At 62.8% G+C, this 25,654-nt stretch carries 25 protein-coding genes, 1 tRNA gene and 1 pseudogene; 4 read left to right on the top strand and 23 right to left on the bottom strand.

Going from position 1 to position 25,654, the window contains the following annotated elements; genetic code table 11:
• The first annotated feature begins 39 nt into the window (after positions 1 to 39).
• Complete coding sequence (gene plsY / locus P9236_RS08825; protein ID WP_278074217.1) at positions 40 to 621, top strand: glycerol-3-phosphate 1-O-acyltransferase PlsY; 582 nt, start codon at positions 40 to 42, stop codon at positions 619 to 621.
• Positions 618 to 1,754, top strand: coding sequence for a DNA-processing protein DprA (dprA, locus tag P9236_RS08820; RefSeq protein ID WP_278074216.1), 1,137 nt, complete (start codon positions 618 to 620; stop codon positions 1,752 to 1,754). The genes plsY and dprA overlap by 4 nt, the downstream gene beginning before the upstream one ends.
• A gap of 108 nt (positions 1,755 to 1,862) precedes the next feature.
• Here the strand turns inward: dprA and P9236_RS08815 are convergent, their stop codons facing one another.
• The 4 genes from P9236_RS08815 to P9236_RS08800 all read right to left on the bottom strand — a co-directional run bounded on the left by P9236_RS08815 (position 1,863) and on the right by P9236_RS08800 (position 4,904).
• Positions 1,863 to 3,005 carry a hypothetical protein gene (locus tag P9236_RS08815; RefSeq protein WP_278074215.1) on the bottom strand — a complete coding sequence of 381 codons (1,143 nt, stop codon included), beginning with the start codon at positions 3,003 to 3,005 and terminating at the stop codon, positions 1,863 to 1,865.
• 297 nt (positions 3,006 to 3,302) lie between these two features.
• Positions 3,303 to 3,491, bottom strand: coding sequence for a hypothetical protein (locus tag P9236_RS08810; RefSeq protein WP_278074214.1), 189 nt, complete (start codon positions 3,489 to 3,491; stop codon positions 3,303 to 3,305).
• A 189-nt stretch (positions 3,492 to 3,680) separates the two neighbouring features.
• The gene (locus tag P9236_RS08805) at positions 3,681 to 4,220 is read right to left on the bottom strand and encodes a J domain-containing protein (RefSeq protein WP_278074213.1); all 540 of its coding nucleotides are present in this window, start codon (positions 4,218 to 4,220) and stop codon (positions 3,681 to 3,683) included.
• A 608-nt stretch (positions 4,221 to 4,828) separates the two neighbouring features.
• A tRNA-Lys gene (locus P9236_RS08800) sits at positions 4,829 to 4,904 on the bottom strand.
• Positions 4,905 to 5,241: 337 nt separating this feature from the next.
• Between P9236_RS08800 and P9236_RS08795 the strand changes: the two genes are divergently transcribed.
• Entirely contained in the window at positions 5,242 to 5,691 is a 450-nt protein-coding gene (locus P9236_RS08795) for a BA14K family protein (RefSeq protein ID WP_278074212.1), read from the top strand.
• 59 nt (positions 5,692 to 5,750) lie between these two features.
• On the opposite strand, the gene glpK is transcribed toward P9236_RS08795, so the two are convergent.
• The 15 genes from glpK to P9236_RS08720 all read right to left on the bottom strand — a co-directional run bounded on the left by glpK (position 5,751) and on the right by P9236_RS08720 (position 22,016).
• Complete coding sequence (glpK, locus tag P9236_RS08790) at positions 5,751 to 7,244, bottom strand: glycerol kinase GlpK (RefSeq protein WP_278074211.1); 1,494 nt, start codon at positions 7,242 to 7,244, stop codon at positions 5,751 to 5,753.
• A gap of 91 nt (positions 7,245 to 7,335) precedes the next feature.
• Positions 7,336 to 9,060 (bottom strand): ABC transporter substrate-binding protein, encoded by a 1,725-nt coding sequence (locus P9236_RS08785; RefSeq protein WP_278074210.1) that lies wholly within the window; start codon positions 9,058 to 9,060, stop codon positions 7,336 to 7,338.
• A 77-nt stretch (positions 9,061 to 9,137) separates the two neighbouring features.
• Entirely contained in the window at positions 9,138 to 9,425 is a 288-nt protein-coding gene (locus P9236_RS08780) for a DUF2160 domain-containing protein (RefSeq protein WP_278074209.1), read from the bottom strand.
• 68 nt (positions 9,426 to 9,493) lie between these two features.
• The gene (locus P9236_RS08775) at positions 9,494 to 10,402 is read right to left on the bottom strand and encodes a carbohydrate ABC transporter permease (RefSeq protein WP_278074208.1); all 909 of its coding nucleotides are present in this window, start codon (positions 10,400 to 10,402) and stop codon (positions 9,494 to 9,496) included.
• Between the two features lies 1 nt (position 10,403).
• A complete protein-coding gene (locus P9236_RS08770) occupies positions 10,404 to 11,270 on the bottom strand; it encodes a sugar ABC transporter permease (RefSeq protein ID WP_278074207.1) in 867 nt (288 codons plus the stop codon).
• The gene (locus tag P9236_RS08765) at positions 11,271 to 12,338 is read right to left on the bottom strand and encodes an ABC transporter ATP-binding protein (RefSeq protein WP_278074206.1); all 1,068 of its coding nucleotides are present in this window, start codon (positions 12,336 to 12,338) and stop codon (positions 11,271 to 11,273) included.
• Positions 12,339 to 12,348: 10 nt separating this feature from the next.
• Complete coding sequence (locus tag P9236_RS08760; RefSeq protein ID WP_278074205.1) at positions 12,349 to 13,428, bottom strand: ABC transporter ATP-binding protein; 1,080 nt, start codon at positions 13,426 to 13,428, stop codon at positions 12,349 to 12,351.
• A gap of 39 nt (positions 13,429 to 13,467) precedes the next feature.
• Positions 13,468 to 14,994, bottom strand: coding sequence for a glycerol-3-phosphate dehydrogenase (gene glpD / locus P9236_RS08755; protein WP_278074204.1), 1,527 nt, complete (start codon positions 14,992 to 14,994; stop codon positions 13,468 to 13,470).
• A 126-nt stretch (positions 14,995 to 15,120) separates the two neighbouring features.
• The gene (locus tag P9236_RS08750; RefSeq protein WP_278074203.1) at positions 15,121 to 15,888 is read right to left on the bottom strand and encodes a DeoR/GlpR family DNA-binding transcription regulator; all 768 of its coding nucleotides are present in this window, start codon (positions 15,886 to 15,888) and stop codon (positions 15,121 to 15,123) included.
• Positions 15,889 to 16,012: 124 nt separating this feature from the next.
• Positions 16,013 to 17,425 (bottom strand): pyridoxal-dependent decarboxylase, encoded by a 1,413-nt coding sequence (locus tag P9236_RS08745; protein WP_278074202.1) that lies wholly within the window; start codon positions 17,423 to 17,425, stop codon positions 16,013 to 16,015.
• A 111-nt stretch (positions 17,426 to 17,536) separates the two neighbouring features.
• Positions 17,537 to 18,268: a peptidase gene (locus tag P9236_RS08740; protein WP_278074201.1), complete on the bottom strand. Its 732-nt coding sequence runs from the start codon at positions 18,266 to 18,268 to the stop codon at positions 17,537 to 17,539.
• A gap of 42 nt (positions 18,269 to 18,310) precedes the next feature.
• On the bottom strand, positions 18,311 to 19,105 hold the full coding sequence (locus tag P9236_RS08735; RefSeq protein ID WP_278074200.1) for a transglutaminase family protein: 795 nt from the start codon (positions 19,103 to 19,105) through the stop codon (positions 18,311 to 18,313).
• A gap of 20 nt (positions 19,106 to 19,125) precedes the next feature.
• Positions 19,126 to 20,067, bottom strand: coding sequence for an alpha-E domain-containing protein (locus P9236_RS08730; protein WP_278074199.1), 942 nt, complete (start codon positions 20,065 to 20,067; stop codon positions 19,126 to 19,128).
• A 132-nt stretch (positions 20,068 to 20,199) separates the two neighbouring features.
• On the bottom strand, positions 20,200 to 21,612 hold the full coding sequence (locus tag P9236_RS08725; protein WP_278074198.1) for a circularly permuted type 2 ATP-grasp protein: 1,413 nt from the start codon (positions 21,610 to 21,612) through the stop codon (positions 20,200 to 20,202).
• Between the two features lie 167 nt (positions 21,613 to 21,779).
• A complete protein-coding gene (locus tag P9236_RS08720; protein ID WP_059185676.1) occupies positions 21,780 to 22,016 on the bottom strand; it encodes an Lrp/AsnC ligand binding domain-containing protein in 237 nt (78 codons plus the stop codon).
• A gap of 283 nt (positions 22,017 to 22,299) precedes the next feature.
• Between P9236_RS08720 and P9236_RS08715 the strand changes: the two genes are divergently transcribed.
• Complete coding sequence (locus P9236_RS08715; RefSeq protein WP_278074197.1) at positions 22,300 to 22,719, top strand: DUF4864 domain-containing protein; 420 nt, start codon at positions 22,300 to 22,302, stop codon at positions 22,717 to 22,719.
• Positions 22,720 to 22,723: 4 nt separating this feature from the next.
• On the opposite strand, the gene tgt is transcribed toward P9236_RS08715, so the two are convergent.
• The 4 genes and pseudogenes from tgt to P9236_RS08695 form a co-directional block, all read right to left on the bottom strand.
• Positions 22,724 to 23,854: a tRNA guanosine(34) transglycosylase Tgt gene (gene tgt / locus P9236_RS08710; protein WP_278074196.1), complete on the bottom strand. Its 1,131-nt coding sequence runs from the start codon at positions 23,852 to 23,854 to the stop codon at positions 22,724 to 22,726.
• Positions 23,847 to 24,115 (bottom strand): annotated as a pseudogene (locus P9236_RS08705) (hypothetical protein). Before P9236_RS08705 ends, tgt begins: the two are co-directional and overlap by 8 nt.
• Positions 24,105 to 25,193: a tRNA preQ1(34) S-adenosylmethionine ribosyltransferase-isomerase QueA gene (gene queA / locus P9236_RS08700; RefSeq protein ID WP_278074195.1), complete on the bottom strand. Its 1,089-nt coding sequence runs from the start codon at positions 25,191 to 25,193 to the stop codon at positions 24,105 to 24,107. The pseudogene P9236_RS08705 and the gene queA overlap by 11 nt, the downstream one beginning before the upstream one ends.
• Positions 25,193 to 25,639 (bottom strand): DMT family transporter, encoded by a 447-nt coding sequence (locus P9236_RS08695; RefSeq protein WP_278074194.1) that lies wholly within the window; start codon positions 25,637 to 25,639, stop codon positions 25,193 to 25,195. Before P9236_RS08695 ends, queA begins: the two co-directional genes overlap by 1 nt.
• Positions 25,640 to 25,654: the final 15 nt, after the last annotated feature.

Here is a 25,654-nt window from a genome sequence, read left to right as displayed (position 1 = left end):
ACATCCCTGGCGCCAGATAAGGGAATTTTAGGGGGAACAATGGGTTACGGGCTCGCACTGATCTTCGGCTACCTGCTCGGCTCGATCCCGTTTGGGCTCTTGATCACCCGCGCGGCCGGTCTCGGCGATGTGCGCCAGATCGGCTCCGGCAATATCGGCGCGACCAATGTGCTGCGCACCGGCAACAAGGGCCTTGCCGCCGCCACGCTGCTGCTTGACGCGCTGAAGGGCACCGCGGCGGTGCTCATTGCCGGCCGCTTCGCGCCGGAGCTGGCGCTCGCGGCCGGTTTCGGCGCCTTCCTCGGGCATCTCTTTCCGGTCTGGCTCGGCTTCAAGGGCGGCAAGGGCGTCGCCACCTATCTCGGTGTGCTGCTCGGTCTTGCCTGGCAGGGCATGCTCGTCTTCGCCGTCGTCTGGCTCGCTACGGCCTTCCTGTTCCGCTACTCCTCCCTGGCCGCGCTGGCGGCCGCCGTGGTCGTGCCGATCGCGCTTTACTTCATCAGCACGCCCCCGATTGCCGGCCTGTTCGCGGTGATGAGCCTGATCGTCTTCATCAAGCATCGCGCCAACATCTCGCGGCTCCTCGCCGGCACCGAGGGCAAGATCGGGGCGAAAGGATGAGCGCGCCCGCCGCCGGCCCGCGCCTCAGCGACCGGCAGCGGCTGAGCTGGCTTCGCCTGATCCGCACGCCGAATGTCGGCCCGGCATCCTTCCGTGAATTGATCAACCGCTTCGGCTCGGCCGAGGCCGCGCTCGAAATGCTGCCAGAGCTGATGATTTCGGGCGGTGCTAACCGCATCGTCCGCATTCCGACGGCCGCTGAAGCCGAAGCGGAGCTGGAAGCGGCCCGGCGCGCCGGCGCTCGCTTCGTCGGCATCGGCGAGGCCGACTACCCAGCCATGCTGAAAACCACGGACAACCCGCCGCCGCTGCTGGCGATGAAGGGCGAAGGCGCGGTGTTCCGTCTGCCGGCGGTGGCGATCGTCGGCGCCCGCAACGCCTCGCTCGCCGGCATCAAGATGGCGCGCATGCTGGCGGCGGATCTCGGCCGCGACGGCTACGCCATCGTGTCGGGCCTTGCGCGCGGCATCGACACGGCGGCGCATCAGGGCAGTCTCTCGACCGCCACTGTCGGCGTGCTCGCCGGCGGGCTCGATGTGCCCTACCCGCCCGAAAATATCGGCCTGTGCGAAGACATAGCCGAGCGCGGCGGCGCCATTGTTTCGGAAATGCCGTTCGGCTGGCAGCCGCGCGCGCAGGATTTTCCGCGCCGCAACCGCATCGTTGCCGGCATGGCACTCGGGCTGGTCGTGGTCGAAGCCGCACAGCGCTCCGGCTCGCTGATCAGCGCCCGCCTCGCCAACGAGATGGGCCGGCTGGTTTTCGCAGTGCCGGGCTCGCCGCTTGACCCGCGCGCCGCCGGCAGCAATGCCCTGCTCAAGGACGGCGCCACGCTCGTCACCGAGGCTGCCGATATTCTCGGCGCGCTGGCGCCTCTTGCCGGAGTTCGCGTATCGCGCCCGGCCCCGCTCGCCGAGGCGCCCGACCTGTCGGCAATGCCGCCGCCCGGCGAGAACGACCGCGCCGACGTGCTGGAAGCGCTCGGGCCCACGCCGGTCGGGGTGGACGAGATCATCCGCCACACGGGGCTTAGTGCGGCGCAGATCGCGATGGTGCTGCTGGAGCTCGACCTTGCCGGCCGGCTCGAGCGCCATGCCGGCGGAAACGTCTCGTTGATTTTCGGACGTTCCTGAATCGCTCTAAAGCAATTCCAGGAAAAGTGTGTAACGGTTTTCCGTCCGGAATTGCGTAAAAACAAATAGCTAGAGCAGTTCAGCGTTTCCGTGAAACGATGAACTGCTCTAGCGGAACAGATATTTGGACACTTCCGGATTGCCGCGGCGCCACATCACATTGTCCAAGAAATAGTGGTGCACGTTGATGAAGATCAGCACGATGAAGAAGAACAGCGAGGAGCCGAGGACCTGCCTGTCGTAGGGGATCAATGCAGTCAGCGCGAATGGGATCAGCCAGAAACCGAGATATCCAAGTGCTCCACCCCCGACGATAAATCCCAGCACTCGCAGCCTGTAGAGGGGACCGAGAAAGGACAGTATCTTCGGCCTCGGGTCTCTTGCGGCGTCGGGGCCGTCGCGCTCGACATTGGTCTGGTAACGCCAGACCACGGCCAGATATTGCAGCGAATGGAGCGCCGGCACCACCAGCAGCCAGAGCGGGTTAATTCTGGCAATCAGGATCCACAGATAGAGCGACGCGGCATAGGCCACGATGCCGTTATACGGCAGCACGCGGCCGTTTTTTCGCCAGCGGTTGACCAGCATCAGAACCGTGGCCGCCGTGGACGCAACGGCCGCCAAGAGGGCGACGTTGGCGATCCATGAAGGAGCGGCGAATGTGTAATATTGCAGGCCGTAGTAGTTCCCTTGGGTGACTGCAGTGTTCGTCTGCAGCCACGCCAGGATCCACACGGCATAGCTGTTGACCAGCAGCACCTTTTTGTCGCGGTCGTCGAAGAACTTGCGCTTGAGCACGGCGTCCACCATCAGCATGCCGTAGCCCTGCTTGACGTAGTGCCAGCCCACGAAGAAGAACATCGCATTGGCCGCATAGCCGAGCAGCCGGGTATTCTCCGTTGCCGCGCCATAGGCAAAGAACGCGCCCATGATCACGGGGACGACGATGCCCGCGAAAATATAGCGAAGCTGCAGGCTCCTGTCGTAGCCGTTCCCGCTCACCTTGCGTCCGAAATTGCGGTAGAAAATCTGGTACGAGTGAGCGAAGTGGGGATAGTTCACAAGATAGGCCACGACGACCATCGTTGCGGCGACCAGGCCTTCGTATTCGAGCGGCACCAGGAACAGGATTGGCAGGATCAGAAACGCGCTGCCTCCGAGCATGAGGAAGTCGGCGACAGGACCGAAGAGATATTTGCCAGGCGTCGCCACTTTGGCGGCTGAAGCATCTACCGAAAGGTCAAGTGCCATCTTGGAGCCTCCCTCGGGAAAGCCGACTTTAGCCATCACCCGGTTTGGCGACAAGGTTGGGGCTCCTTCTGCGCTTGCCGATTACCTCAAAGCCTTCATCGCTGTCAGAACGGAAAAGACCAAAATTGCTGTTAGGGTCAGCGCCCATATCACCGCATTGCGAGAAAGGCGCCACCGGTGGCCTCGCGCTGCACGCTTGCGCCACTGTTCAGAACGCGCGTCATAACGCCACTTGTCCAAGCCCTTTCTCCGACAGGCTCCGATCCTGAGACTCTACGCTTCACTGCTTCAGCACCGCTACAAGATCGGTAGCTGTGTGCGTTTCGGCGACTGCAGTTCGCGCCCCATCTTTGCTGCCTGGAAGATGGTCAGCAAAACCAGGATCGGCTCGCCGTCGATCGGGTTGACCGTCAAGGCCACACGACCAAGCTCGTCGCTCATGGCGCAGGTCCAGTCCTTGACTGCGATCACCTTTTTCTCGGACAATTTCACGCCCCCTTGCACGCTCTCTCGGCAACCGCGTTCACGCAAGCCTCGGGCCACCAGGCAGGGCTAGCGCGCGGCCGGTGTTCGCCGACGGACCCGTCCGGCAACCATGGCGCTGGATTCCTTTAAATACAAGCAGTTACTAATTGTGCGCGGCTGGCCGACCCCAAGAACCCCGGCGGTGCCCTTTCAATGTGGATGATCCAGCAGCCTGGTCGCGACGGTTTCGCGGCGATGTTCGGAATTGGCGCGATCGATGCCTTCCACGGTGATCGCGAACATGCCGTTCTCGATCCTGGCTATCCAGCCCTTTGCCTTCAGATACCAGAGATGAAACTCCAGATGTTCTCGCGGGCAGCCCGACAAGCGTTCGAGCTCTTCATCGCCAATGCCGGGATTGTTGACGTCCTGTCGGCGTTTTACATAGAGAAGCGACAGCAGTTTTGCCTGAATGACAGCGTCCCGCTCAATTCCCTTGGTGTCGCTAGCCTCCTCGGTCAGCTCACGATGAAGGCTCAAACGGTCTTTATACTGGACATCGTATTGGGCGCGCTTGACCGGATCCTTGAGCGTATTGTGGGCTTCGACGATTTCGCTGAAGCGTGATTCATCGCCGGTTTCCCGATTGTCGGGATGATAGCGCATGGCAAAATAACGAAATATCCGTTCAATCGTTTCCGAATTCGCGTTCGGGCTGATTTCCAGAAGTTCGTAATAGTCGATGAACATAGTGGTGCTTTCCACAGAATCGGCATTGCGAACACCACACCCCGATGACAGCATCGCGCAACCGTTCTGCCCACGCAAGCCGCCTTCCCCGCGTCTGCCGGCCCGGCACCTTCATCTCCGGCCATGGGCGGGAGCTTGGGGTACATCAGTCGGCTATCACCGGCTGCCGAAGGCGATCGACTTGCCGGCGACGATGCTGGCGGGCTGGAGCAGGAGCCACGCTACGAGGATGTAGGTGATCATGCGGCGCTCCTCGGTTCGGCAAGGATGGCAATAGATCAAAAGCCCGGCTTGCTTTGGGGTTGGATTGAGGTTCGCAAGCCGGGCTGTACGCCGACTGATGGGCGGGGGGCTTGGGGTTATCAGCCGGCGCGCTGCAAAATGCCTGAGTTGCCGGCAGGCCCACAATCGGCTGAGGTCCATCCTTCCAACGGCATTGGTCCGAATAAACGACAGATATAGCCCCTTATTCCGTTGGGGCAACGACCCAATGCCCTGGTGGAAAGCAAAAGATGCGACGGCGAAATCGAGTGCCCGGGGGCACTAGGCACCGGCGCCGCTTAACCCGCGCGATCTCTGACAAAAGATTGAATTTATGGGTAAAATCTTGGTGAGCGCGATGGGATTCGAACCCATGACCTACTGATTAAAAGTCAGTTGCTCTACCGGCTGAGCTACGCGCTCCCGTGGGCTGGAAACGCCGCCCTCGAAATTGCGCGGAACATAGGGAGAGTACATCGGCCGGTCAACCGGAAAAAGATCGCCGCAAGTCTTGCTTTTTCGCGACATCAGGGTCCGTCCGAACCCTGTTCCACGCAAGGCCGGAGGGAGACGCTTCGGGTCGTGCGAGTCGTGTCGAACACAACCGCGAGACGCGCTTAAGCTATTGTTTTCAAGCAAATCTCATGCCCAGGCCGGCTGCGCGGGCATGCCCGTTGAACGCGACCTGGCGTCTGCCGGAACTATCGCACCGCCCGACCGTTGCCCGCAAAGGACGACAACCACACTCGAGGAGAAGACCATGAACAAGATTTCATCGGGTCTGCTGGCAACCGTGCTATCGGTTTCGTTCGCAGCGGCGGAGATCGTGCCGGTCAATGCCCAGCCGAACTATGTACCGCAAGGCCAAGACCTCTCGAATGTCCAGACGGTACAGTACCAGGACTGGAGAAAGCGCCGCAGTTTCAATCGCTCCCAAAGCGGCATGTATGAGCGCAATGGTGCCGTGTACTGGAACGGCCATCGCGGCTACCGCGAATATCATCGCGGCTATCGCCGTCATGGCGATTTCTGGTTCCCGCTTGCCGCATTCGCTACCGGCGCGCTGATCACCGGCGCGATCGTCAACGGCCAGAACCGCTATGCGGATGCGCATGTGCAGTGGTGCTACGATCACTACAGAAGCTATCGCGCCTCGGACAATACATACCTGTCCAGCTACGGCAGACGCGAGTGTCGCTCGCCCCACTGACGGTATCCCGGAGTCGTTGACCGAGCCCGCTTCGCAAGGCGCGGGCTCTTCTTGATGGGTCAGGGCGTGCTCAGCGTGCGCCGCACGGCATCGCGCCAACCCGCCAGCTTCGCCGAGCGGCTGGCGCCGTCCATGTCCGGCTTGAAGCGGCGGTCGAGCGCCCAGGTCTTGGCGAATTCCTTCGCCTTCGGCCACACGCCGGCTTTCGATCCGGCAAGCCAGGCGGCGCCCAGCGCGGTCGTCTCCAGGATCGTCGGCCGATCGACCGGCGCGTCGAGGATGTCGGCCAGCCGCTGCATCGTCCAGTCGGATGCTACCATGCCGCCGTCGACCCGCAGCACCGTCTTGGCGGAAGCGCCTTTCCAGTCCTTGCGCATGGCGTCGAGCAGGTCGCGCGTCTGGAAGGCGACGGACTCCAACGCTGCCCGGGCAAATTCCGCGGGACCCGAATTGCGGGTCAGTCCGAAGATGGCGCCGCGCGCGTCCGCGTCCCAGTGCGGCGCGCCGAGGCCGACGAAGGCCGGCACCAGATAGACTTGCTGCGCCGGATCGGCGGCCGCGGCAAGCGCACCGCTCTGCTCGGCCTTGCCGATCACCTTGATGCCGTCGCGCAGCCATTGCACGGCCGCGCCCGCGATGAAGATCGAGCCCTCCAGCGCGTAAGTGGTCTTGCCGTTCAGCCGGTAGGCGATGGTGGTCAAGAGCCGGTTCTTGGAGCGCACCAGGTCGGCGCCGGTGTTGAGCAGGGCGAAACAGCCGGTGCCGTAGGTGGATTTCATCATGCCGGGCTCGAAGCAGGCCTGGCCGATGGTCGCCGCATGCTGGTCGCCGGCGACGCCGAGGATCTTCATCTCGGCGCCGAAGAGGCCCTTCTCGGTGACGCCGAAATCGTCGGCACAGTCCTTCACCTGCGGCAGGATCGCGGCCGGTATTTTCAGGATGGCCAGCAGCTCGTCGTCCCAGGCGTTCTTCTCGATGTTGTAGATCAGCGTGCGCGAGGCGTTGGTGGCGTCGGTGGCGTGCACCTTGCCGGCGGTCAGCCGCCAGACGAGAAAACTGTCGATGGTGCCTGCGAGCAGCTCGCCCTTCTCGGCGCGCTTCCTTGCGCCCTTCACCTTGTCCAGCATCCAGGCGATCTTGGTGCCGGAGAAATAGGGATCGAGCAGCAGCCCGGTCTTCTTCGTGAATGTCTTCTCCAACCCCTGCTTGCGGAGCTTCTGGCAGAGCGGTGCAGTGCGACGGTCCTGCCACACGATCGCATTGTGGATCGGCTTGCCGGTCGCCTTGTCCCAGATGACGACGGTTTCCCGCTGGTTGGTGATGCCGATGGCGGCGACATCCGACGCCGTGCGGCCGGCGGCTTTCAGCGCCGCCTTCACCGTCGCGACCACGCTTGCCCAGATGTCTTCCGGGTCATGCTCGACCCAGCCGGAAGCCGGATAATGCTGCGTGAATTCCTGCTGGCCGAGGCCTGCCACCTTCATCTTTTCGTCGAACAGGATCGCCCTGGTCGAGGTCGTCCCCTGATCGATGGCCAGCACAAAACCGCTCATTCCATATCCCTCCGCTTCTCATGCAACAGGGGAGACGGCAAAGCCGCCTCCCCTGCATTTCCTAAAGGGCGAGCCCGCCCACGTCATGCCGTTACTTCTGCCAGCTCTTCACCAGCTCGTCGTAGTTGACGGTGATCGGCTTGTCCTTCTCGTTCTCGACCTTGAGCTGCGGCGCAAGGTTGCCCTTCGAGACGGCGTCCTTGTTCCAGTAGTCGAGGTCGTGTTCCTCGGCCATTTTCGGGCCGATGTCGCCCTGCACGCCCGCCTTTTCGAGACGTTCGAGCACCTTCTCCTGGTCGGCGCAGAGCGAGTCCATTGCTTCCTGCGGGCTCTTGGCGCCGGAAGAAGCATCGCCGATGTTCTGCCACCAGAGCTGCGCCAGCTTCGGATAATCCGGAACGTTGGTGCCGGTCGGGGTCCACTGCACGCGTGCCGGCGAGCGGTAGAACTCGATAAGGCCGCCGAGTTTCGGCGCCCGTTCCGTGAAGCTCTTGTCATGGATGGTGGAGTCGCGGATGAAGGTCAGGCCCACTTGGCTCTTCTTCACGTCGACAGTCTTCGACACCACGAACTGCGCATAGAGCCAGGCGGCCTTCGCGCGGTCGGTCGGGGTCGACTTCAGCAGTGTCCAGGAACCGGCATCCTGATAACCGAGCTTCATGCCGTCCTTCCAGTAGACCCCGTGCGGCGACGGCGCGACGCGCCATTTCGGCGTGCCGTCCGCATTCACCACCGGCAGGCCGGGCTTGGCCATGTCGGCGGTGAAGGCCGTGTACCAGAAGATCTGCTGGGCGATGTTGCCCTGCGAGGGGACGGGGCCTGACTCGGAGAAGGTCATGCCCTGCGCTTCCGGCGGCGCATAGGCCTTCAGCCAGTCGAGATATTTCTGGATGGCGTAGACCGAGGCCGGGGCGTTGGTGTCGCCGCCGCGCGCCGCGCAGGAGCCGACGGGACGCGAATTCTCGTCGACCTTGATGCCCCATTCGTCGACCGGCTTGCCGTTCGGGATGCCCTTGTCGCCATTGCCGGCCATGGAGAGCCACGCGTCGGTGAAGCGCCAGCCGAGCGACGGATCCTTCTTGCCGTAGTCCATATGGCCATAGACCTTCTTGCCGTCGATCTCGCGACCGGTGAAAAAGGCGGCGATATCCTCATAAGCCGACCAGTTGACTGGAACGCCGAGGTCGTAGCCATACTTGGCCTTGAAATCCGCCTTGTTCTTCGGGTCGTTGAACCAGTCGTAACGGAACCAGTAGAGGTTGGCGAACTGCTGGTCGGGAAGCTGGTAGAGCTTGCCGTCCGGCGCAGTGGTGAACGACTTGCCGATGAAATCGTCGACGTCGAGCATCGGGTCGGTGACGTCCTTGCCCTCGCCGGCCATCCAGTCCGTCAGATTGCGCGCCTGCTGATAGCGCCAGTGCGTGCCGATCAGATCGGAATCGTTGACCCAGCCGTCATAGAGGTTCTGGCCGGTCTGCATCTGGGTCTGGATCTTCTCGACGACGTCGCCTTCCTGGATGACGTCATGCGTGACCTTGATGCCGGTGATGGCCGTAAAGGCCGGCGCCAGCACCTGAGATTCGTACTGGTGTGTGGTCAGCGTTTCCGACACGACCTTGATGTCCATGCCGGCGAACGGCTTGGCCGCGTCGATGAACCACTGCATCTCCTTTTCCTGGTCGGCGCGCGAAAGCGTCGACAAAGGGCCTATCTCTTTGTCCAGAAAGGCTTTTGCCTCGTCCATTCCGGCATAGGCATGGCCCGCGCCCAGCAATAGAACAAGGGCGGTCGTTGATGTTAGAAATTGCCGTCGCATGTGTCTCCTCCAGTCTTAGGTTTTAAGTGCGATCTGGATCGGCCGCCGGCACGCGGCCGATCCAACTATTTCCCCCTCTATACGTATCGGAATACGCCAATCGCGTAGACCACGGAGAGAGCGAGAGCCCACCACAGGTTGGGTCCGACGAGACCCAGCCAAGCGAGATGGATAAAGGCGCTGCCGAGCAGCGAAACGAAGAGGCGGTCGCCGCGCGTCGTCTCGAAACGCAGCAGGCCGATGCGCGGATTGCCGCCGGGCGAAACATATTCCCACACGCCCATGCCGAAGAGCATCAGCGCGATGACGACGAAGAAGGCGACCGTCGGCCAGGTCCATGCCATCCAGGAGAAGTCGAGATTCATGGATCAGGCCCTCCCCGGGGCGAAGCCCTTGGCGATGGCGTTGCGCACGAACTTCCGCGTTCTTTTCATCACACCCTCCCCAGGGCGAAGCCCTTGGCGATGTAGTTGCGCACGAACCAGATGACCAAAGCGCCGGGGATCAGCGTCAGCACGCCGGCGGCGGCGAGCAGGCCCCAGTCCATGCCGGCGGCCGAGACCGTGCGAGTCATGGTGGCGGCGATCGGCTTGGCAGCCGTCGTCGTCAGCGTGCGCGCGATCAGCAACTCCACCCATGAGAACATGAAGCAGAAGAAGCAGGCGACGCCGATGCCGCTCGCGATCAGCGGCATGAAGATCTTCACGAAGAAGCGCGGGAAAGAATAGCCGTCGATATAGGCGGTCTCGTCGATCTCTTTCGGCACCCCGGACATGAAGCCTTCCAGGATCCACACAGCCAGCGGCACGTTGAACAGGCAATGCGCCAGCGCCACCGCGATATGCGTGTCGATGAGCCCGAAGGCCGAATAGAGCTGGAAGAACGGCAGCGCGAACACCGCCGGCGGCGCCATGCGGTTGGTGAGCAGCCAGAAGAACAGGTGCTTGTCGCCGAGGAAGCGGTAGCGCGAGAAGGCATAGGCCGCCGGCAGCGCGACGGTCACCGAGATCACCATGTTCATCACCACATAGGTGATCGAATTGATGTAGCCCGAATACCAGGACGCATCGGTGAAGATGATCTTGTAGTTGCGCAGCGTCGGCTCGTGCGGAAAGAGCGTCAGCGAGGAGATGATCTCCTGGTTGGTCTTGAAGCTCATATTGATGAGCCAGTAGATCGGCAGCAGCAGCAGGATGATGTAGATCGTCGGCACGACCCACCACCAGCGCGACTCCGCGCCGCGACGGCGCATCAGCTTCGCCACTTCGTCCTGCGACAACGTGCTGCCTACTTCGGTGACAACCGTTTCGCTTACGCGTGTCGTCTCGTTTGCGCCCGCCATCTCAGCGCTCCGCGTCGTAGTTGGTCATCACGGTGTAGAACACCCACGACAACAACAGGATGATCAGGAAGTAGACCAGCGACATGGCCGCCGCCGGACCGAGATCGAACTGGCCGAGCGCCATCTTGACGAGGTCGATCGACAGGAAGGTCGTCGAATTGCCGGGGCCGCCGCCGGTGACGACGAAGGGCTCGGTGTAGATCATGAAACTGTCCATGAAGCGCAAAAGCACGGCGATCAGCAGCACACGCTGCATCTTCGGCAGCTGGATGTAGCGGAACACCGCCCAGCGCGAGGCGCCGTCGATCTTGGCCGCCTGGTAGAAGGCGTCGGGGATCGAGACCAGGCCGGCATAGCAGAGCAGCACGACCAGGCTCGTCCAGTGCCAGACATCCATGACGATTACCGTAACCCAGGCATCGATCGGATTCTGCACATAGTTGTAATTGATGCCGAGTCTGTTGATGTAGTAGCCGAGCAAGCCGATGTCGTTGCGGCCGAAGACCTGCCAGATGGTGCCGACGACGTTCCACGGAATAAGCAGCGGCAGCGCCATCAGCACCAGGCAGACCGGCACGCCCCAGCCCTTCTTCGGCATGTTGAGCGCGATGAAGATACCGAGCGGCACCTCGATCGCCAGTATGATGAAGGAGAAGATCAGGTTGCGCGCCATCGCTTCCCAGAAGCGGTTGGAATGCAGCAGTTCCTCAAACCACTCCGTGCCGGCCCAGAAGAAGACGTTGTTGCCGAACGTGTCCTGCACCGAATAGTTGACGACGGTCATCAGCGGGATGACGGCCGAGAACGCCACCAGCACCAGCACCGGCAGGACAAGGAACCAGGCCTTGTTGTTCCACGTCTTGTCCATCTAGGCCCCCATCTCGACGCGCCATGAATCGGCATAGATGTTGATGCCGGCAGGCTCGAAGCGGACTCTCGGTTCAGCCGGCACCTCGTCGTCCTCGCCAATGACGGCGGCGATCTCCTTGCCCTCGAGATTGGCGCGCACCACCTTGTGGCGCCCGACATCCTCGACCTTGCTGACGGACACCGCCATCCCTTCACGGCCGAGCCGCACATATTCGGGGCGGATGCCGAGCTCGACGGGACCGGCTGCGGCCTTAGGCACGCCCGGCAGCTCGATACGCTGCGCGCCGAGCATCGCCGTCCTGCCTTCCAGCGCGACCGGAAGCACGTTCATCCCCGGCGAGCCGATGAAATAGCCGACGAAAGTGTGGCGCGGCCGCTCGAACAATTCGGCCGGCGTGCCGATCTGGACGATCTCGCCGTCATACATGACCACGACGCGGTCGGCGAAGGTGAGCGCTTCGGTCTGGTCGTGCGTGACATAGACCATGGTGTAGCCGAAGCGGCGGTGCAGTTGCTTGAGCTGCGAACGCAGCACCCATTTCATGTGCGGGTCGATGACGGTGAGCGGCTCGTCGAACAGGATGGCGTTGACGTCCGAGCGCACCAGGCCGCGGCCGAGCGAGATTTTCTGCTTCTGGTCGGCGGTCAGCCGGCGCGCCTTCCGGTTCGCCATCGAGGCGAGATCGATCATGTCGAGCGTCTCGCGCACCTTGCGGTCGACATCGGCCTCTGGCACGCGGCGGTTGCGCAACGGGAAGGCCAGATTGTCGTAGACGGTCATGGTGTCGTAGATGACCGGGAATTGGAACACCTGGGCGATGTTGCGCTCCTGCGTCGACAGACGGGTCACGTCCCTGCCGTTGAACAGAAGCTGGCCGTGCGAGGGATGAAGCAGCCCCGAAATGATGTTGAGCAAGGTGGTCTTCCCACAGCCCGAGGGCCCGAGCAGCGCGTAGGCGCCGCCGTCCTCGAAGGTGTGGTGCACCTCCTTCAGCGCGAAATCCGAATCCTTCTTCGGATTGGGCAGGTAGGAGTGGCGGATGTGGTTGACGTCGATGCGCGCCATCGCTTCCTCCTCAGGCCGCCAGCTTCGACGCAGTCACGGCGCGGCCGTTCTGGTCGAACACCATGATGTGGCGTGGATCGATGAACACCTCTACCTCGTCGTCGGTCTCGAAATCGAGAATGCCATGCGCAAGCATGACCCAGCGCGCATCGGCGAAGTCGAGATGCACGAAGCTTTCCGAGCCGGTGATCTCGGTGATGGTCACCTTTGCCCGCACCGGCACGGCGCCGGCACCGGGGCGATCGAGCGACAAATGGTGCGGCTGGAAGCCGATCGTGTAGCTGGCATCCGGAATGCCGAGCAATTCCGGCGGGACCGGCAGCTTGACGCCGCCTTCGAGCAGGAAATCGGATCCCTTCTTGGCAAGCACGATGGTGTTGAGCGGCGGATCGGCGAAGGTTCGTGCCGTCACCAGGTCGACCGGCTTGCGGAACACTTCCACGGTCGGCCCGAATTGCGTGACGCGGCCCTCTGAAAGGGTCGCCGTGTTGCCGCCGAGCAAAAGCGCCTCGTGCGGCTCGGTGGTCGCGTAAACGAAGATGGTGCCGGCGGCGGCAAAGATCTTCGGCAGCTCGGCCCGCAATTCCTCGCGCAGCTTATAGTCGAGATTGGCGAGCGGTTCGTCCAGCAGCACCAGGCTGGCGTTCTTGACAATGGCGCGGGCAAGCGCCGTGCGCTGCTGCTGGCCACCCGACAGGCTAAGCGGCGTGCGGTCGAGATAGGGCGTGAGCTTTAGGAGCGCGGCGGCGTTGCGCACCTCCCTGTCGATCCTGGCTTGCTCGACGCCGGCGACCCGAAGCGGCGAGGCGATGTTCTCGTAGACGGTCATCGCCGGATAGTTGATGAACTGCTGGTAGACCATGGCGACGTTGCGCTTCTGTACCGGCTGACCGGTAACGTCCTTGCCGTCGAACCAGACCGAGCCGGAGGTCGGCGCGTCGAGCCCGGCCATCAGCCGCATCAAGCTGGTCTTGCCGGAAAGCGTCGGCCCGAGCAGCACGTTCAGCGAGCCGTGCTGAAGCGTCAGCGACACGTCGCGGATATGCTCCTGCGCACCGACCGTCTTCGTCACGTTCCTCAATTCCAGCATCACGCCTCCTCCCAGGCCTTGCGCGCTATTGGGCGGTCTTCATTCGGCCGCCGCGACGTGGCGTCGGCTCAGTCCACGCATGAATTCTTCCAGGGCCGCTGTCTGCTCGCGGCTGAAATGCAGGCCTCGCTTGGTCCTGCGCCACAGCACGTCCTCGGCGGTGACGGCCCATTCGTTCTCGACGAGGTAGCGCAGCTCGGCCTCGTAAACGTCGGCGCCGAAATTGCGGCCGAGATCGGCATTCGATTTGGCCAGCCCGAGCAGCTTCTCGGCGCGCGTGCCGTATAGTCGGGTGAGCCTGCGCGCCAGCCGCTGGTCGAGGAACGGATAGGCGTTCTTCAATCTGGCAACCTGCGCGTCGAAGCCGGTCGCCGGGAAATCGCCGCCAGGCAGCGGCGCATTGGCGGTCCATGGCTTGCCGCGCTTGCCGAGAAAACCTTCGATCTTCTCCAGCATCGATTCAGCCAGCCGGCGGAACGTCGTGATCTTGCCGCCGAATGAATTGAGCAAGGGGGCGGCACCCTCCCCGCCCTCGGCCTTCAGCACATAGTCGCGCGTCGCTTCCTGCGCTTTCGAGGCGCCGTCGTCATAGAGAGGACGCACGGCAGAATAGGTCCAGACAATATCCGAGCGCTTGACAGGTTGCGCGAAATATTCGCTTGCCGCGGCGCAGAGATAGTCGATCTCGGCGTCGCTGATCTTCACGTCATGCGGATCACCGGGATAGTCGCGGTCGGTAGTGCCGATCAGCGTGAACTCTTCCTCGTAGGGAATGGCGAAGATGATGCGCCCGTCCTTGTTCTGGAAGAAGTAGGCGCGCGGATCGTCGAACTTCTTCTTGATAACGATGTGGCTGCCCTGCACCAGGCGAACATTGTGCACGTCGTTCTGCCCGACCGCCTTTGCCAGCACCTGGTCGACCCAGGGTCCTGCGGCATTGACGAGAAGGCGGGCCCGGACTTCCTCGGTCTCGCCGGTCAGCACGTTCTGGATCTTGATCGTCCACAGCGCGCCGTCGCGGCGCGCGCTGACCACTTTGGTGCGGGTGCGGATGATGGCGCCGCGGTCGGCCGCGTCGCGGGCATTGAGCGCCACCAGGCGGGCATCGTTGACCCAGCCGTCCGAATATTCGAACGCCTTGCGGAAGAGCGGCTTAAGTGGTTTGCCGGCCGGGTCGCTGGCCATGTCCAGCGTTTTCGTCGCCGGCAGCAGCTTGCGCCCGCCGATATGGTCGTAGAGGAACAGGCCGAGCCGGATGAGCCAGGCCGGGCGTAAGCCCTTGGCATAAGGCAGCACGAAGCGCATCGGCCAGATGATGTGCGGCGCGTTCTTCCAGAGAACCTCGCGCTCCATCAGCGCTTCACGCACCAGGCGGAATTCATAGAATTCGAGATAGCGCAGGCCGCCATGGATCAGCTTGGTCGAGCCGGAGGACGTCCCGCTGGCCAGATCGTTCATCTCGGCCAGAAAAACCGAAAATCCACGGCCGACGGCGTCACGGGCGATGCCGCAGCCGTTGATGCCGCCACCTATGACGAAAATGTCATGGATCGGGGATGCGCTCACAGGTTTCCTCCGCGATTTCGCATTGCACCATTTTTGTGTTTCGCGAAACCGTGACGGAATTATTTCGAACTCGATACGAATGTCAAACGAAATATCACAGATGTGTGAGACGCCCGAGAAGCGGCATTATCCGAGCGCCGTCTCGATCAAACGAACCTCCGTCTCCTCGCAGATCCTGCGCACCGAAGGGATATCGCACCGGTCGGTGATGAAGGTGTTGACCTGCGACAGATGGCCGATGCGAACCGGCGCCGTGCGCTCGAATTTGGTCTGGTCGGAGACGAGAATCACGTGACGCGCATTGGCGATGATCGCTTGCGCCACTTTCACCTCGCGAAAATCGAAGTCGAGCAACGCGCCGTCGTGGTCGATGGCCGAGGCGCCGATGACGGCGTAATCCACTTTAAACTGACGAATGAAATCGACGGCGGCCTCACCGACGACGCCGCCGTCCGAGCCGCGCACCACACCGCCGGCGATCACCACCTCGATCGAAGGGTAGATGCGCATCCTATTGGCAACATTGATATTATTGGTGATGACCATAAGCCCGTTGTGGTCGAGCAGCGCCTTGCTGACGGCTTCAGTGGTAGTGCCGATATTGATGAACAACGAGGCGTTGTCGGGGATCAGCCTGGCTGCGGCGCGACCGATCGCCTCCTTCTCCTCGGCCGCAATCTTGCGCCGCGCCTCATATTCCATGTTCTCGATGCCGGACGGAAACAACGCGCCGCCATGGACGCGTGTCAGCAAACGCTGGTCGCAGAGGTCGTTGAGGTCCTTGCGGATGGTCTGCGGCGTCACGTTGAAATGTGTGGCAAGGTCTTCGACCAGAACCCGGCCGTGGTCCTTCGCCATCTGTATGATTTCGGCATGGCGTGGCGAAAGAAACATCCGGCATCCTCCGTTTTCGTTTTTCTGGTCTATATCGGAAAACGAAAGCTGTGAAAAGGTATAAGCCGGCTAACGAAATTCACTTGATCGCAAAGGCAAACCGGATCGCAACCCATTTGCCGCCTCAGACAAGACGACGCGCGACCTCGGTGACCACATCGAAGGCCGCGTCAATATCGGCAGCCGTGGTCTCGAACTGCCCCGCCTGGAAGCGGATCGCCACGCGTCCGTCCACGCGGGTCTGCGTCAGATAGATGCGGCCGTCCGTGTTGATGGCATCGACAAGTCGCAGATTGTGCTCGTCCGGATCGGCGTCCGCCGGGGCGCGATGCCGGAAGGAAAACAGCGACAGCATCGGCTCGGTGACGAGCTCGAAGTCATCCTCCATGGCAAGTCGCCCGGCGAGGCCTTCGCTCCAGGCGACGTGATTGCGGATCATCCTGCGCAGGCCTTCCAGCCCATGGGCGCGCAGCAGGAACCAGAGCTTCAGCGCCCGGAAACGGCGGCCGAGCGGTACCGACCATTCCGAATAGTTGATGATGCCGTCATGGCCGCGGGTCTTGAGATAGTCCGGCTTGATCGCCAGCGTGCGCACGAGGTCTTCCGGTTGGCGGACAAACTGGATCGAGCAGTCGAACTGCGCGCCCAGCCATTTATGCGGATTGAAGACAATCGAATCGGCGCCCTCGACGCCAGCCCAGAAATGTCGATATTCCGGGCAGATCATGGCCGATCCTGCCCACGCTGCGTCGACATGAAGGTAAAGCCCATGCCGCTTCGCGACAGCGGCAACGGCGGCGATGTCGTCGGTGCCGCCGGTGCTGGTGCCGCCGACACATGCGATGATGCCGGCGGGTAGCAGGCCAGCCTCGCGATCGGCAATGATCGCTGCCTCCAGCGCCGCCGCGTCCATCGCGCGGAAACGGCCGGCTACCGGGATGCGAACGAGGTTCTCCTCGCCGATGCCCGAAACCCAGATCGCGCGGTCGATCGACGTGTGGACCTGATCGGAAGAATAGACGCGCAGCTTCGCCTGTCCGGCGAGCCCTTTTTTGTTGCCCTGCCAGTCCAGCGCCCGCTCGCGCATCGTAAGCACCGCGGCAAGCGTCGCCGACGAGGCGGAATCCTGGATGACGCCGGAGAACCCTTCGGGCAGCCCGAGCGCCTGGCGCATCCAGTCGACGATGCGCATCTCAAGCTCGGTAGCAGCCGGCGAGGTCTGCCACAGCATGCACTGCGCCGCCATCGCCGAGACCAGATATTCCGCCACGACCGAAACCGGCGCCGCGTTGGCCGGAAAATAGGCGAAGAAGCGCGGATGCTGCCAATGCGTCATGCCAGGCACGATCTTCGCTTCGAAATCGGCGAAGATCTTTTCCATCGGCTCTGCCGTTTCAGGCGGCGACGCCTCGATACTCCTGAAGATCTCGCCCGCACCTATCGCAGGCCGCACCGGCCGCTCGCGCAGACTCGCGCGGTAATCCGCGCCCCAGTCGGCCGCGCGTCTCGACCATGCCTTGAATTCATCGTTGTTCATACAACCCTCGCCGGATCGACCAGTCATAGCCGGCTATAGCGCCGGCCCATCAGCAATTGATCAACATGTTAAATATAATCGACCAACCGCCGTCGGAACGGAAAAAGGCACCTACCCCGGAAAGTCCGGCAAGCTGGCGAAAGCCGTCTTAAGTGCGTTCGACCAGCCTTCGGAAATGGCGCGATAATACTGGTCGTCCTGACCGAACCGCTGCTTGAGACCGACCTTGAGCGCGTCCTTCTCCAGGAAGAGCAGATCGAGGGGCAAGCCGACAGACAGGTTCGACTTCAGCGTCGAGTCGAAGGAAACCAGAAGCAGCTTCACCGTCGCGGCCAGGCTCATCGCGCTGTCGTAAGCGCGGATGATGATCGGCTTGCCGTATTTCGTCTCGCCGATCTGGAAGAACGGCGTGTCGTCGGTCGACTCGATGAAATTGCCCTCGGGATAGATCATGAAGAGCCGTGGCGGGCTGCCCTTGATCTGCCCGCCGAGGATGAAGGAGGCGTTGAAATAGGAATCGGCCTGGTCGCCGGTTGGCGACGATTGCGCGATCACCTCCTTCACAGTTTCGCCGACCAGCCGCACGGTCTGGTACATGGACGGCGTTTCGAGCAGCTTCTCGTGGCGGTCGCCGACCGCCTTGTTGCGCTCGTCAAGCAGGCTGACCACCGCCTGGGTCGTGGCGAGGTTGCCGGCCGACGTCAGAACGATGACGCGCTCGCCCGGCTCCTCCCAGACATGCATCTTCTTGAAGGTCGAGATCGAATCCATGCCGGCATTGGTGCGCGTGTCCGACATGAACACGAGCCCGCGATCGATCTTGAGGCCGACGCAATAGGTCATGGTCGCTCTTCTGGTGAATCTTAGAGCAATTTCTAACGGTGATTACTGCTCTACCGTGACGGTGACGGCAAGCTTCTCCTCCGCCTGCCCCAGCAATATCCCGGACACGGGCGAGGCATCGCGGTAGTCGCGTCCTGTCGCCACTCTCACATAACGTTCGTCGGGAGAGATACCGTTGGCGGGGTCAAAGGCAACCCACCCCAAGCCCGGCACATGCGCCTCCGCCCAGGCATGGCTCGCCGCCTGCTCGACAGAAGCGTCCATCATCAGATAGCCGCTGACGTAGCGCGCGGGAAAGCCCATGACACGCGCCGCCGCGGTGAAGATGTGGCTGTGGTCCTGGCAGACGCCGGCCTTCAGCGCCACCGCTTCCTCCGCCGGCGTCACGGCGCTGGTCGTGCCGGGCTTGTAGGCGACGCGCTCGCGGATCGTGCCCATCAGCCTGTGCAGCCGGTCGATGTCTGTCCCCTCGCCGACCGATGCGGCCAGTTGGCGGATGCCGTCACCGGCGGTGGTGAGCTGCGTTTCCTGGGCGAACAGCCAGAGCGGTGCGAAACCATGGTGCGCACCGGATACGCCGGCCGTGTCGCGCGTCGTCACCTCGCCCGCGGCCTCGACCGTGATAACGTTGTGGCCGCCCTCGGCGCTCACCAGCCGCGTGTCATTGCCGAAATGGTCAGTGAAACGCACTTCCTCGCGCGCGCCGTCGATATTGATCGCCCAGGATGCAACCGTCTGCGTCGGCCCGCTAAGCGGCAGCAGGCGCAGCCGCTGCAGAAGATATTGCACCGGCGCGTCGTAGCGATACTCGGTCCGGTGGGAGATCTTGAGCCGCATCGCGCCTGCCCTCCCAGCGCTCAATAGAACCGGTAGTCCTGGGCAATCTCGTCGCCCAGCCTGGTATTGTCGCGAATGAATTCGGCCAGGAACTCGTGCAGGCCATGGTCGAAAATATCCTTGATCGACCCTTTCTTCAGCATCGCCTGGATCTTCTCGGCCGTGGCGTGGCAGGCATGGCGCTCGCCATAGTCGTCGGCGAGGAATCTCAGATGCTCGCCGAGGAAGCGATAGCAGAAGGTGAGCGAGCGCGGCATGCGCACGTTGAGGATCAGATAGTCGGCGATGTTGGTCGGCTTGTAGTCGGCGTCGTAGACCCAGCGATAGGAGCGGTGCGCCGACACCGAGCGCAGGATCGATTCCCATTGATAATTGTCGAGCGTCGAACCCACCCAGGAGATCGACGGCAAGAGCACGTAGTATTTGACGTCGAGGATGCGAGCCGTGTTGTCGGCGCGCTCGACATAGGTGCCGAGCTGCGAGAAGTCGAAGATCTCGTTGCGCAGCATGGTGCCGTAGAACGAGCCGCGGATCAGCGCCGTCTCGCGCTTGATGGCGTCGAGCACGGTCGGCAGGTCGCGCTCGTCGATCGGCCTTGCCAGCATGCGCTTCAGCGACATCCAGGCCTCGTTGATGCTTTCCCATGTCTCGCGGGTTAGCGCGGTGCGCACCATGCGCGCATTGTTGCGCGCCGTCTCGATCGAGGACATCGTGCTCGACGGATTCGACGTGTCGCGCAGCAGGAAGTCGGAGACGTTGGCGGCCGTGTAATCCTGGTATTTCTGGCTGAAGGCGTAGTCCGAGCCGGCGCTCAGCAGCACCGAGTTCCATTCCTCCGATGCGTTCTGGGTACGCGTCAGCGCCATGCGCAGGCCGGCATCGACCAGGCGCGCCATGTTTTCGGCCCGCTCGATATAGCGGTTCATCCAGTAGAGACCGTTGGCGGTGCGGCCGAGAAGCATGTGGCGCAGCCTAGTGAATGGTGAATAGTGAATGGTGAATGGTAGGTTGACCCGTGTAGTGCCTCATCATCGCTACCCCCTTGCAGTCAGGCGTCTGACCATTCACCATTTTACCATTCACCATTCACTGCTCTAATCATCGAGCACCCACGTATCCTTAGTCCCACCGCCCTGCGAGGAGTTGACCACCAGCGAGCCCTCCTTGAGCGCCACCCTGGTCAGTCCGCCAGGCACGAGCTGGATGCGGTCCGAGACGAGTACATAAGGGCGAAGGTCGACATGGCGCGGCGACAGGCCCTTCTCGGTGAGGATCGGGCAGGTCGACAGCGCCAGCGTCGGCTGGGCGATATAATTGCCGGGCTTGGCCTGCAGCTTCTTGGCGAACGCCTCGCATTCCTTCTTGGTCGCCGCCGGACCGACCAGCATGCCGTAGCCGCCGGAGCCGTGCACTTCCTTGATCACGAGCTCGCCAATGTGCTCCAGCACATATCTCAGGCTGTCCGGCTCCGAGCAGCGCCAGGTCGGGATGTTGCCAAGGATCGCCTTGCGGCCGGTGTAGAACTCGACGATCTCGGGCATATAGGAATAGATCGCCTTGTCGTCGGCGATACCGGTTCCCGGCGCATTCGCAATCGTGATGTTGCCGGCTCGATAGACGTCCATGATGCCCGGCACGCCAAGGGCGGAGTCCGGCCGGAAGGTCAGCGGATCGAGGAAGGCGTCGTCGACGCGCCGGTAAAGCACGTCGATCTGCTTGTAGCCTTCGGTGGTGCGCATCGTGACATGGCCGTCGACCACGCGCAGGTCCTGTCCTTCGACAAGTTGCACGCCCATCTGATCGGCGAGGAAAGCGTGCTCGAAATAGGCTGAGTTGTAGCTGCCCGGCGTCAGCACCGCGATGGTCGGCGCGCCCTTGGCGCTCTGCGGCCTTACCGCTGCCAGCGACTGGCGCAGCAGCTGCGGATAGTTCTCGACCGGCCGCACTTTGACCTGCTGGAACAGCTCGGGAAAGAGCTGCATCATCGTCTCGCGGTTCTCCAGCATGTAGGAGACGCCCGACGGCGTGCGGGCATTGTCTTCGAGCACGTAGAATTCGTTCTCGCTGATGCGGACGATGTCGACGCCGATGATGTGGGTGTAGACGCCGGCCGGCGGCCTCACCCCGATCATCTCTGGCAGGAACGCTTCGTTCTTCGCCACCAGCTCCTTGGGAATGCGCCCGGCGCGCAGGATTTCCTGGCGGTGATAGATATCGTCGAGAAAAGCGTTCAGCGCCTGCACGCGCTGCTCGATGCCTTGCGTCAGCCGGCGCCATTCCTGGCCGGAGATGATGCGCGGGACGATATCGAAGGGGATCAGCCGCTCGGAGGCTTCCTGCTCGCCATAGACGGCAAAGGTGATGCCGGTCTTGCGGAAGACGCGCTCGGCGTCCTGCATTTTCTCGGTAAGCCTGGCCGGATCCTGTTCCTTCAGCCAGCGATCGTAAGCCTGATATGGTCTTCTCAATCCCGAGGCTTCCGGAAGCATTTCGTCGAACGCTGCCAATCGCGTACTCCCCTCTGAAGCCATTTCACTGGCCTCGCCGGGGAAAATCAAGCGCAATCGGTGATTTGAGAGGCGGCGGCGGCCGCTCTATGCAAATTGCCTAAGATTAGGGCAGCGGGAGCGATGCTGGGTCAGGCCCTGCCCGGTGACCAGGCATCAATGCCAAGTCAGAATGCCCGGAAGGTAACGATGGTGAAGGTGTCTTTGATTCCAGGCAGGATCTGCACCCGTTCATTGACGAAGTGGCCGATATCCTCTTCATCGTCGACATAGAACTTGGCGAGCAGGTCGTAGTTGCCGGCGGTCGAATAAATTTCGGAGGCGATCTCGGCGTCGGCGAGCGCGCTGGCGACCTCGTAGGCTTTGCCCAGATCGCACTTTATCTGCACGAAAAATGCCTTCATTGCCGATCCTGTGAGCTTCTACGCGAATAAGCGGCCCTTGTGGCAGACTGCCGCCCTGCTTTCAAGCATCAGGCGGCGCAGGTCTCGGCGACCGCTTGCCGCAATCCGGCGATTGGCATGCCCGATCGGCCGCTGCCATTGACCAGCGCCAGCATGTCTTTGAATGAGAAGCGCCGGCTTAGACGGCGACGTGGGTAAGAATATTCCGAACACGATGAAACCGCGGCACGCCGCCCAGCGTATGTTAGACTGCGCTTTGCAAGTGAATTCCGGGAGGCAGGCCATGCGCGGCGCTTTGTTCGCACTCGCTCTCGTTCCGATGCTTCTGACTTCCATAGCCTTCGCCGGCGATGCCGAGATCAAGGCGGCGCAAACGGTCATCGACAGCCAACTCAAGGCTTTCCTCGCCGATGACGGCGCAACCGCCTACAGCTTCGCGGCGCCCAACGTGAAGCTCATCTTTCCGACCATTGACACCTTCATGAACATGGTGACCAACGGCTATGCGCCGGTGCGCAGGCCGCAAAGCTATTCCTTCGGCAAGGTCGAGCAGACCGGACCGAGCTCGATCATCCAGCAGGTGCTGATCGTCGGCCCCGACGGCAAGGACTACGAAGCGGTCTACACGCTGGAACAGGAGCCGGACGGCAGCTTCAAAATCATCGGCTGCAGCCTGCGCGCCTCGACTTCGGTCAGCACCTGAGCCCTCACATTGCCGGAACATCGCCCCTCGCCCAGCCCTCCGCAATCTCGGCGGCTCGCGTCTCGAAGGCTTGCGCCTCGATCGCGGCGCGGATGTCCTGCATCAGCTTCTGATAGTAGGACAGGTTGTTCCAGGTGAGCAGCATTGCCCCCAGAGACTCCTGCGAACGCACGAGGTGATGCAGATAGGCGCGTGAGTAGTCGCGCGCGGCCGGGCAGTCGCTTTCCTCGTCCAGCGGACGTGGATCGTCGACATGACGGGCGTTGCGCAGGTTGATCTTACCGCGACGCGTGTAGGCCAGGCCATGGCGGCCGGCGCGCGTCGGCATCACGCAATCGAACATGTCGATGCCCCGCGCCACCGATTTCAAGATGTCGTCAGGCGTGCCGACGCCCATCAGGTAGCGCGGCCTGTCGGCCGGCAGTTCCGGGCAGGTGATGTCGAGCATCTCCAGCATCACGGCCTGCGGTTCGCCGACCGCCAGCCCGCCGACGGCATAGCCCTTGAGGTCCATCGCCTTCAGCGCCTGCGCCGAGCGCACGCGCATCACTGCGCTGTCGCCGCCCTGCACGATGCCGAACATCGCCTTGCCCGGCTGGTTGCCGAACGCCGTCTTGCAGCGTTCGGCCCAGCGCAGCGAGAGCTCCATCGCGCGCTCGATTTCCGCCGGCTTGGCGGGCAGCGCGGTGCATTCGTCGAGCTGCATCTGGATGTCGGAATCGAGCAGCCCCTGGATCTCGATCGACCGCTCCGGCGACATCTCGTAGGGAGCGCCGTCGATATGCGAGCGGAAGCTGACGCCCTTTTCGCTGAGTTTCCTCAGCTTCGACAGCGACATGACCTGGAAGCCGCCGCTGTCGGTCAGGATCGGGTGCGGCCAGCGCGCGAACTCATGCAGGCCGCCGAGCTTCGCGACGCGTTCGGCGCCTGGTCTGAGCATCAAATGATAAGTGTTGCCGAGGATGATGTCGGCGCCGACGTCGCGCACCTGGTCCATATACATGGCCTTGACCGTGCCGCCGGTGCCGACCGGCATGAAGGCCGGCGTGCGGATCTCGCCGCGCGGCATGCTGATCACGCCGCGCCGCGCCTTGCCGTCGGTGGCGGTAAGCTTGAACGAAAAAGTCTCAGCCATCGAATTCCTTGTCGTGTGCCGGCGCGCCAGGTGCCTGCTTGTCGAGCGACTGCCGGTAGCGGATGCAACCGCGATGAATTTCGGCCAGGGCGGCACGGCGATCGCTGGCTCGGTCTTCTCCGGCAAAAGGTTCCAGAGGTCGGGATGATACCAGCACAGATCATGGCCGGTCGCATCGCGATGCGCGCGAATGCCGGCCCGCAGCTTCTTGACCTCCGCGATCAGCGCGTCGCGCCCCATTGTCTCGAGATCACTGTCCATCGCTTGTCTTCGCTCGGAAAAGCAGGCTGGAGTCGCCGTAGGAATAGAACCTGTAACGGGTCTCGATGGCATGCGCATAGGCCGAACGCATCGTCTCCAGCCCGCTGAAGGCCGAGACCAGCATGAACAGCGTCGAGCGCGGCAGGTGGAAATTGGTCATCAGCATGTCGGCGGTCCGGAAGCGGTGGCCTGGGGTGATGAAGATATCGGTCGGTCCGGACCAAGGCTCGATCCTGCCGTCTTCGCGCGCAGCACTTTCCAGGAGGCGCAGCGATGTCGTGCCGACGGCGATGACCCGCCCTCCCCGCGCCCTTGCCGCATTGAGCGCATCCGCCGTGTCGGCGCTCACCAAGCCGGTTTCGGCATGCATCCTGTGATCGGCGGTGTCGTCGGCTTTCACCGGCAGGAAGGTGCCGGCGCCGACATGCAGCGTGACGAAGCAGCGCTCGACGCCCTTGGCATCGAGTGCCGCAAACAATTCCGGCGTGAAATGCAGTCCCGCGGTGGGTGCGGCGACGGCGCCCTCTTCCCTGGCATAGATGGTCTGGTAGTCGCTGCGGTCGCGCTCGTCGTCGTCGCGTTTCGAGGCGATGTAGGGCGGCAGCGGAATGTGGCCGACGGCGTGCATCGCCTCGTCGAGGAACGGGCCGGAGAGATCGAAGCCGAGCAGCGCCTCGCCCGCCTCGCCCTTCTCGATCACCGTCGCGTCGAGCTGGCCGAGGAAGCAGGAATTCTGGTCATGGCCGAAATGGATGCGGTCGCCGGCAGCGATGCGCTTGCCGGGCCGCATGAAGGCCTGCCAGCGGTCGGGCGCCACGCGCATATGCAGCGTCGCCTCGACCTGCGCCATCGCCTCGCCGCGCTTGCGGATGCCTTTGAGCTGCGCCGGGATGACCTTGGTGTCGTTGAACACCAGCACGTCGCCCCTGCGGAGCAACGCCGGCAGATCGCGCACGATGCGGTCTTCCAAGCCTTCGCCGGGCCTGACGACCAACATCTTGGAGCTGTCGCGCGGCTCAGCCGGGCGCAGCGCGATGCGCTCCTCCGGCAGATCGAAGTCGAACAGGTCGACGCGCATCAGAACAGCCGGATGAGCAGCGCTCCGGCCAGCAGCAGCACGGCCCCGGCGACGCGGCCAAGCGAAATCTCGCGCACCGCGACGCCGAGAAAGCCGACGCGATCGACGAGCATGCCGGCAATCAGCTGGCCGGCGACCAGGAATGCCATCAGCGCGGCCGCGCCGATGCGTGGGGTCAGGATCGTGGAAAGCGTGACATAGAAGCCGCCGAGCACGCCGCCGGCGATGAACAGCCACGGCGCCGGCGCCTTCCAGTCGAGCGAGATGCCCTGCAGCTTGACCACGGCGACCGCGATGATGCCGAGCACCACAGCACCCGACAGGAAGGAAAAGGCGGCGGCCGCGACCGGAAGACCGAGGCCGCGCGCCAATTGCGAGTTGATCGGCGCCTGAATGGCGATGAAGGCGCCGGACAGGATGCCAAGCAGGGACCAGACAGCGCCCATTGTCGTCACGCCTGC

The organism is Mesorhizobium sp. WSM4884 (genome assembly GCF_029625675.1).
In the GTDB taxonomy this organism is placed as follows: domain Bacteria; phylum Pseudomonadota; class Alphaproteobacteria; order Rhizobiales; family Rhizobiaceae; genus Mesorhizobium.
Note: the sequence above shows the minus strand (reverse complement) of the source record. Positions and strands in the feature narration are given on the sequence as shown.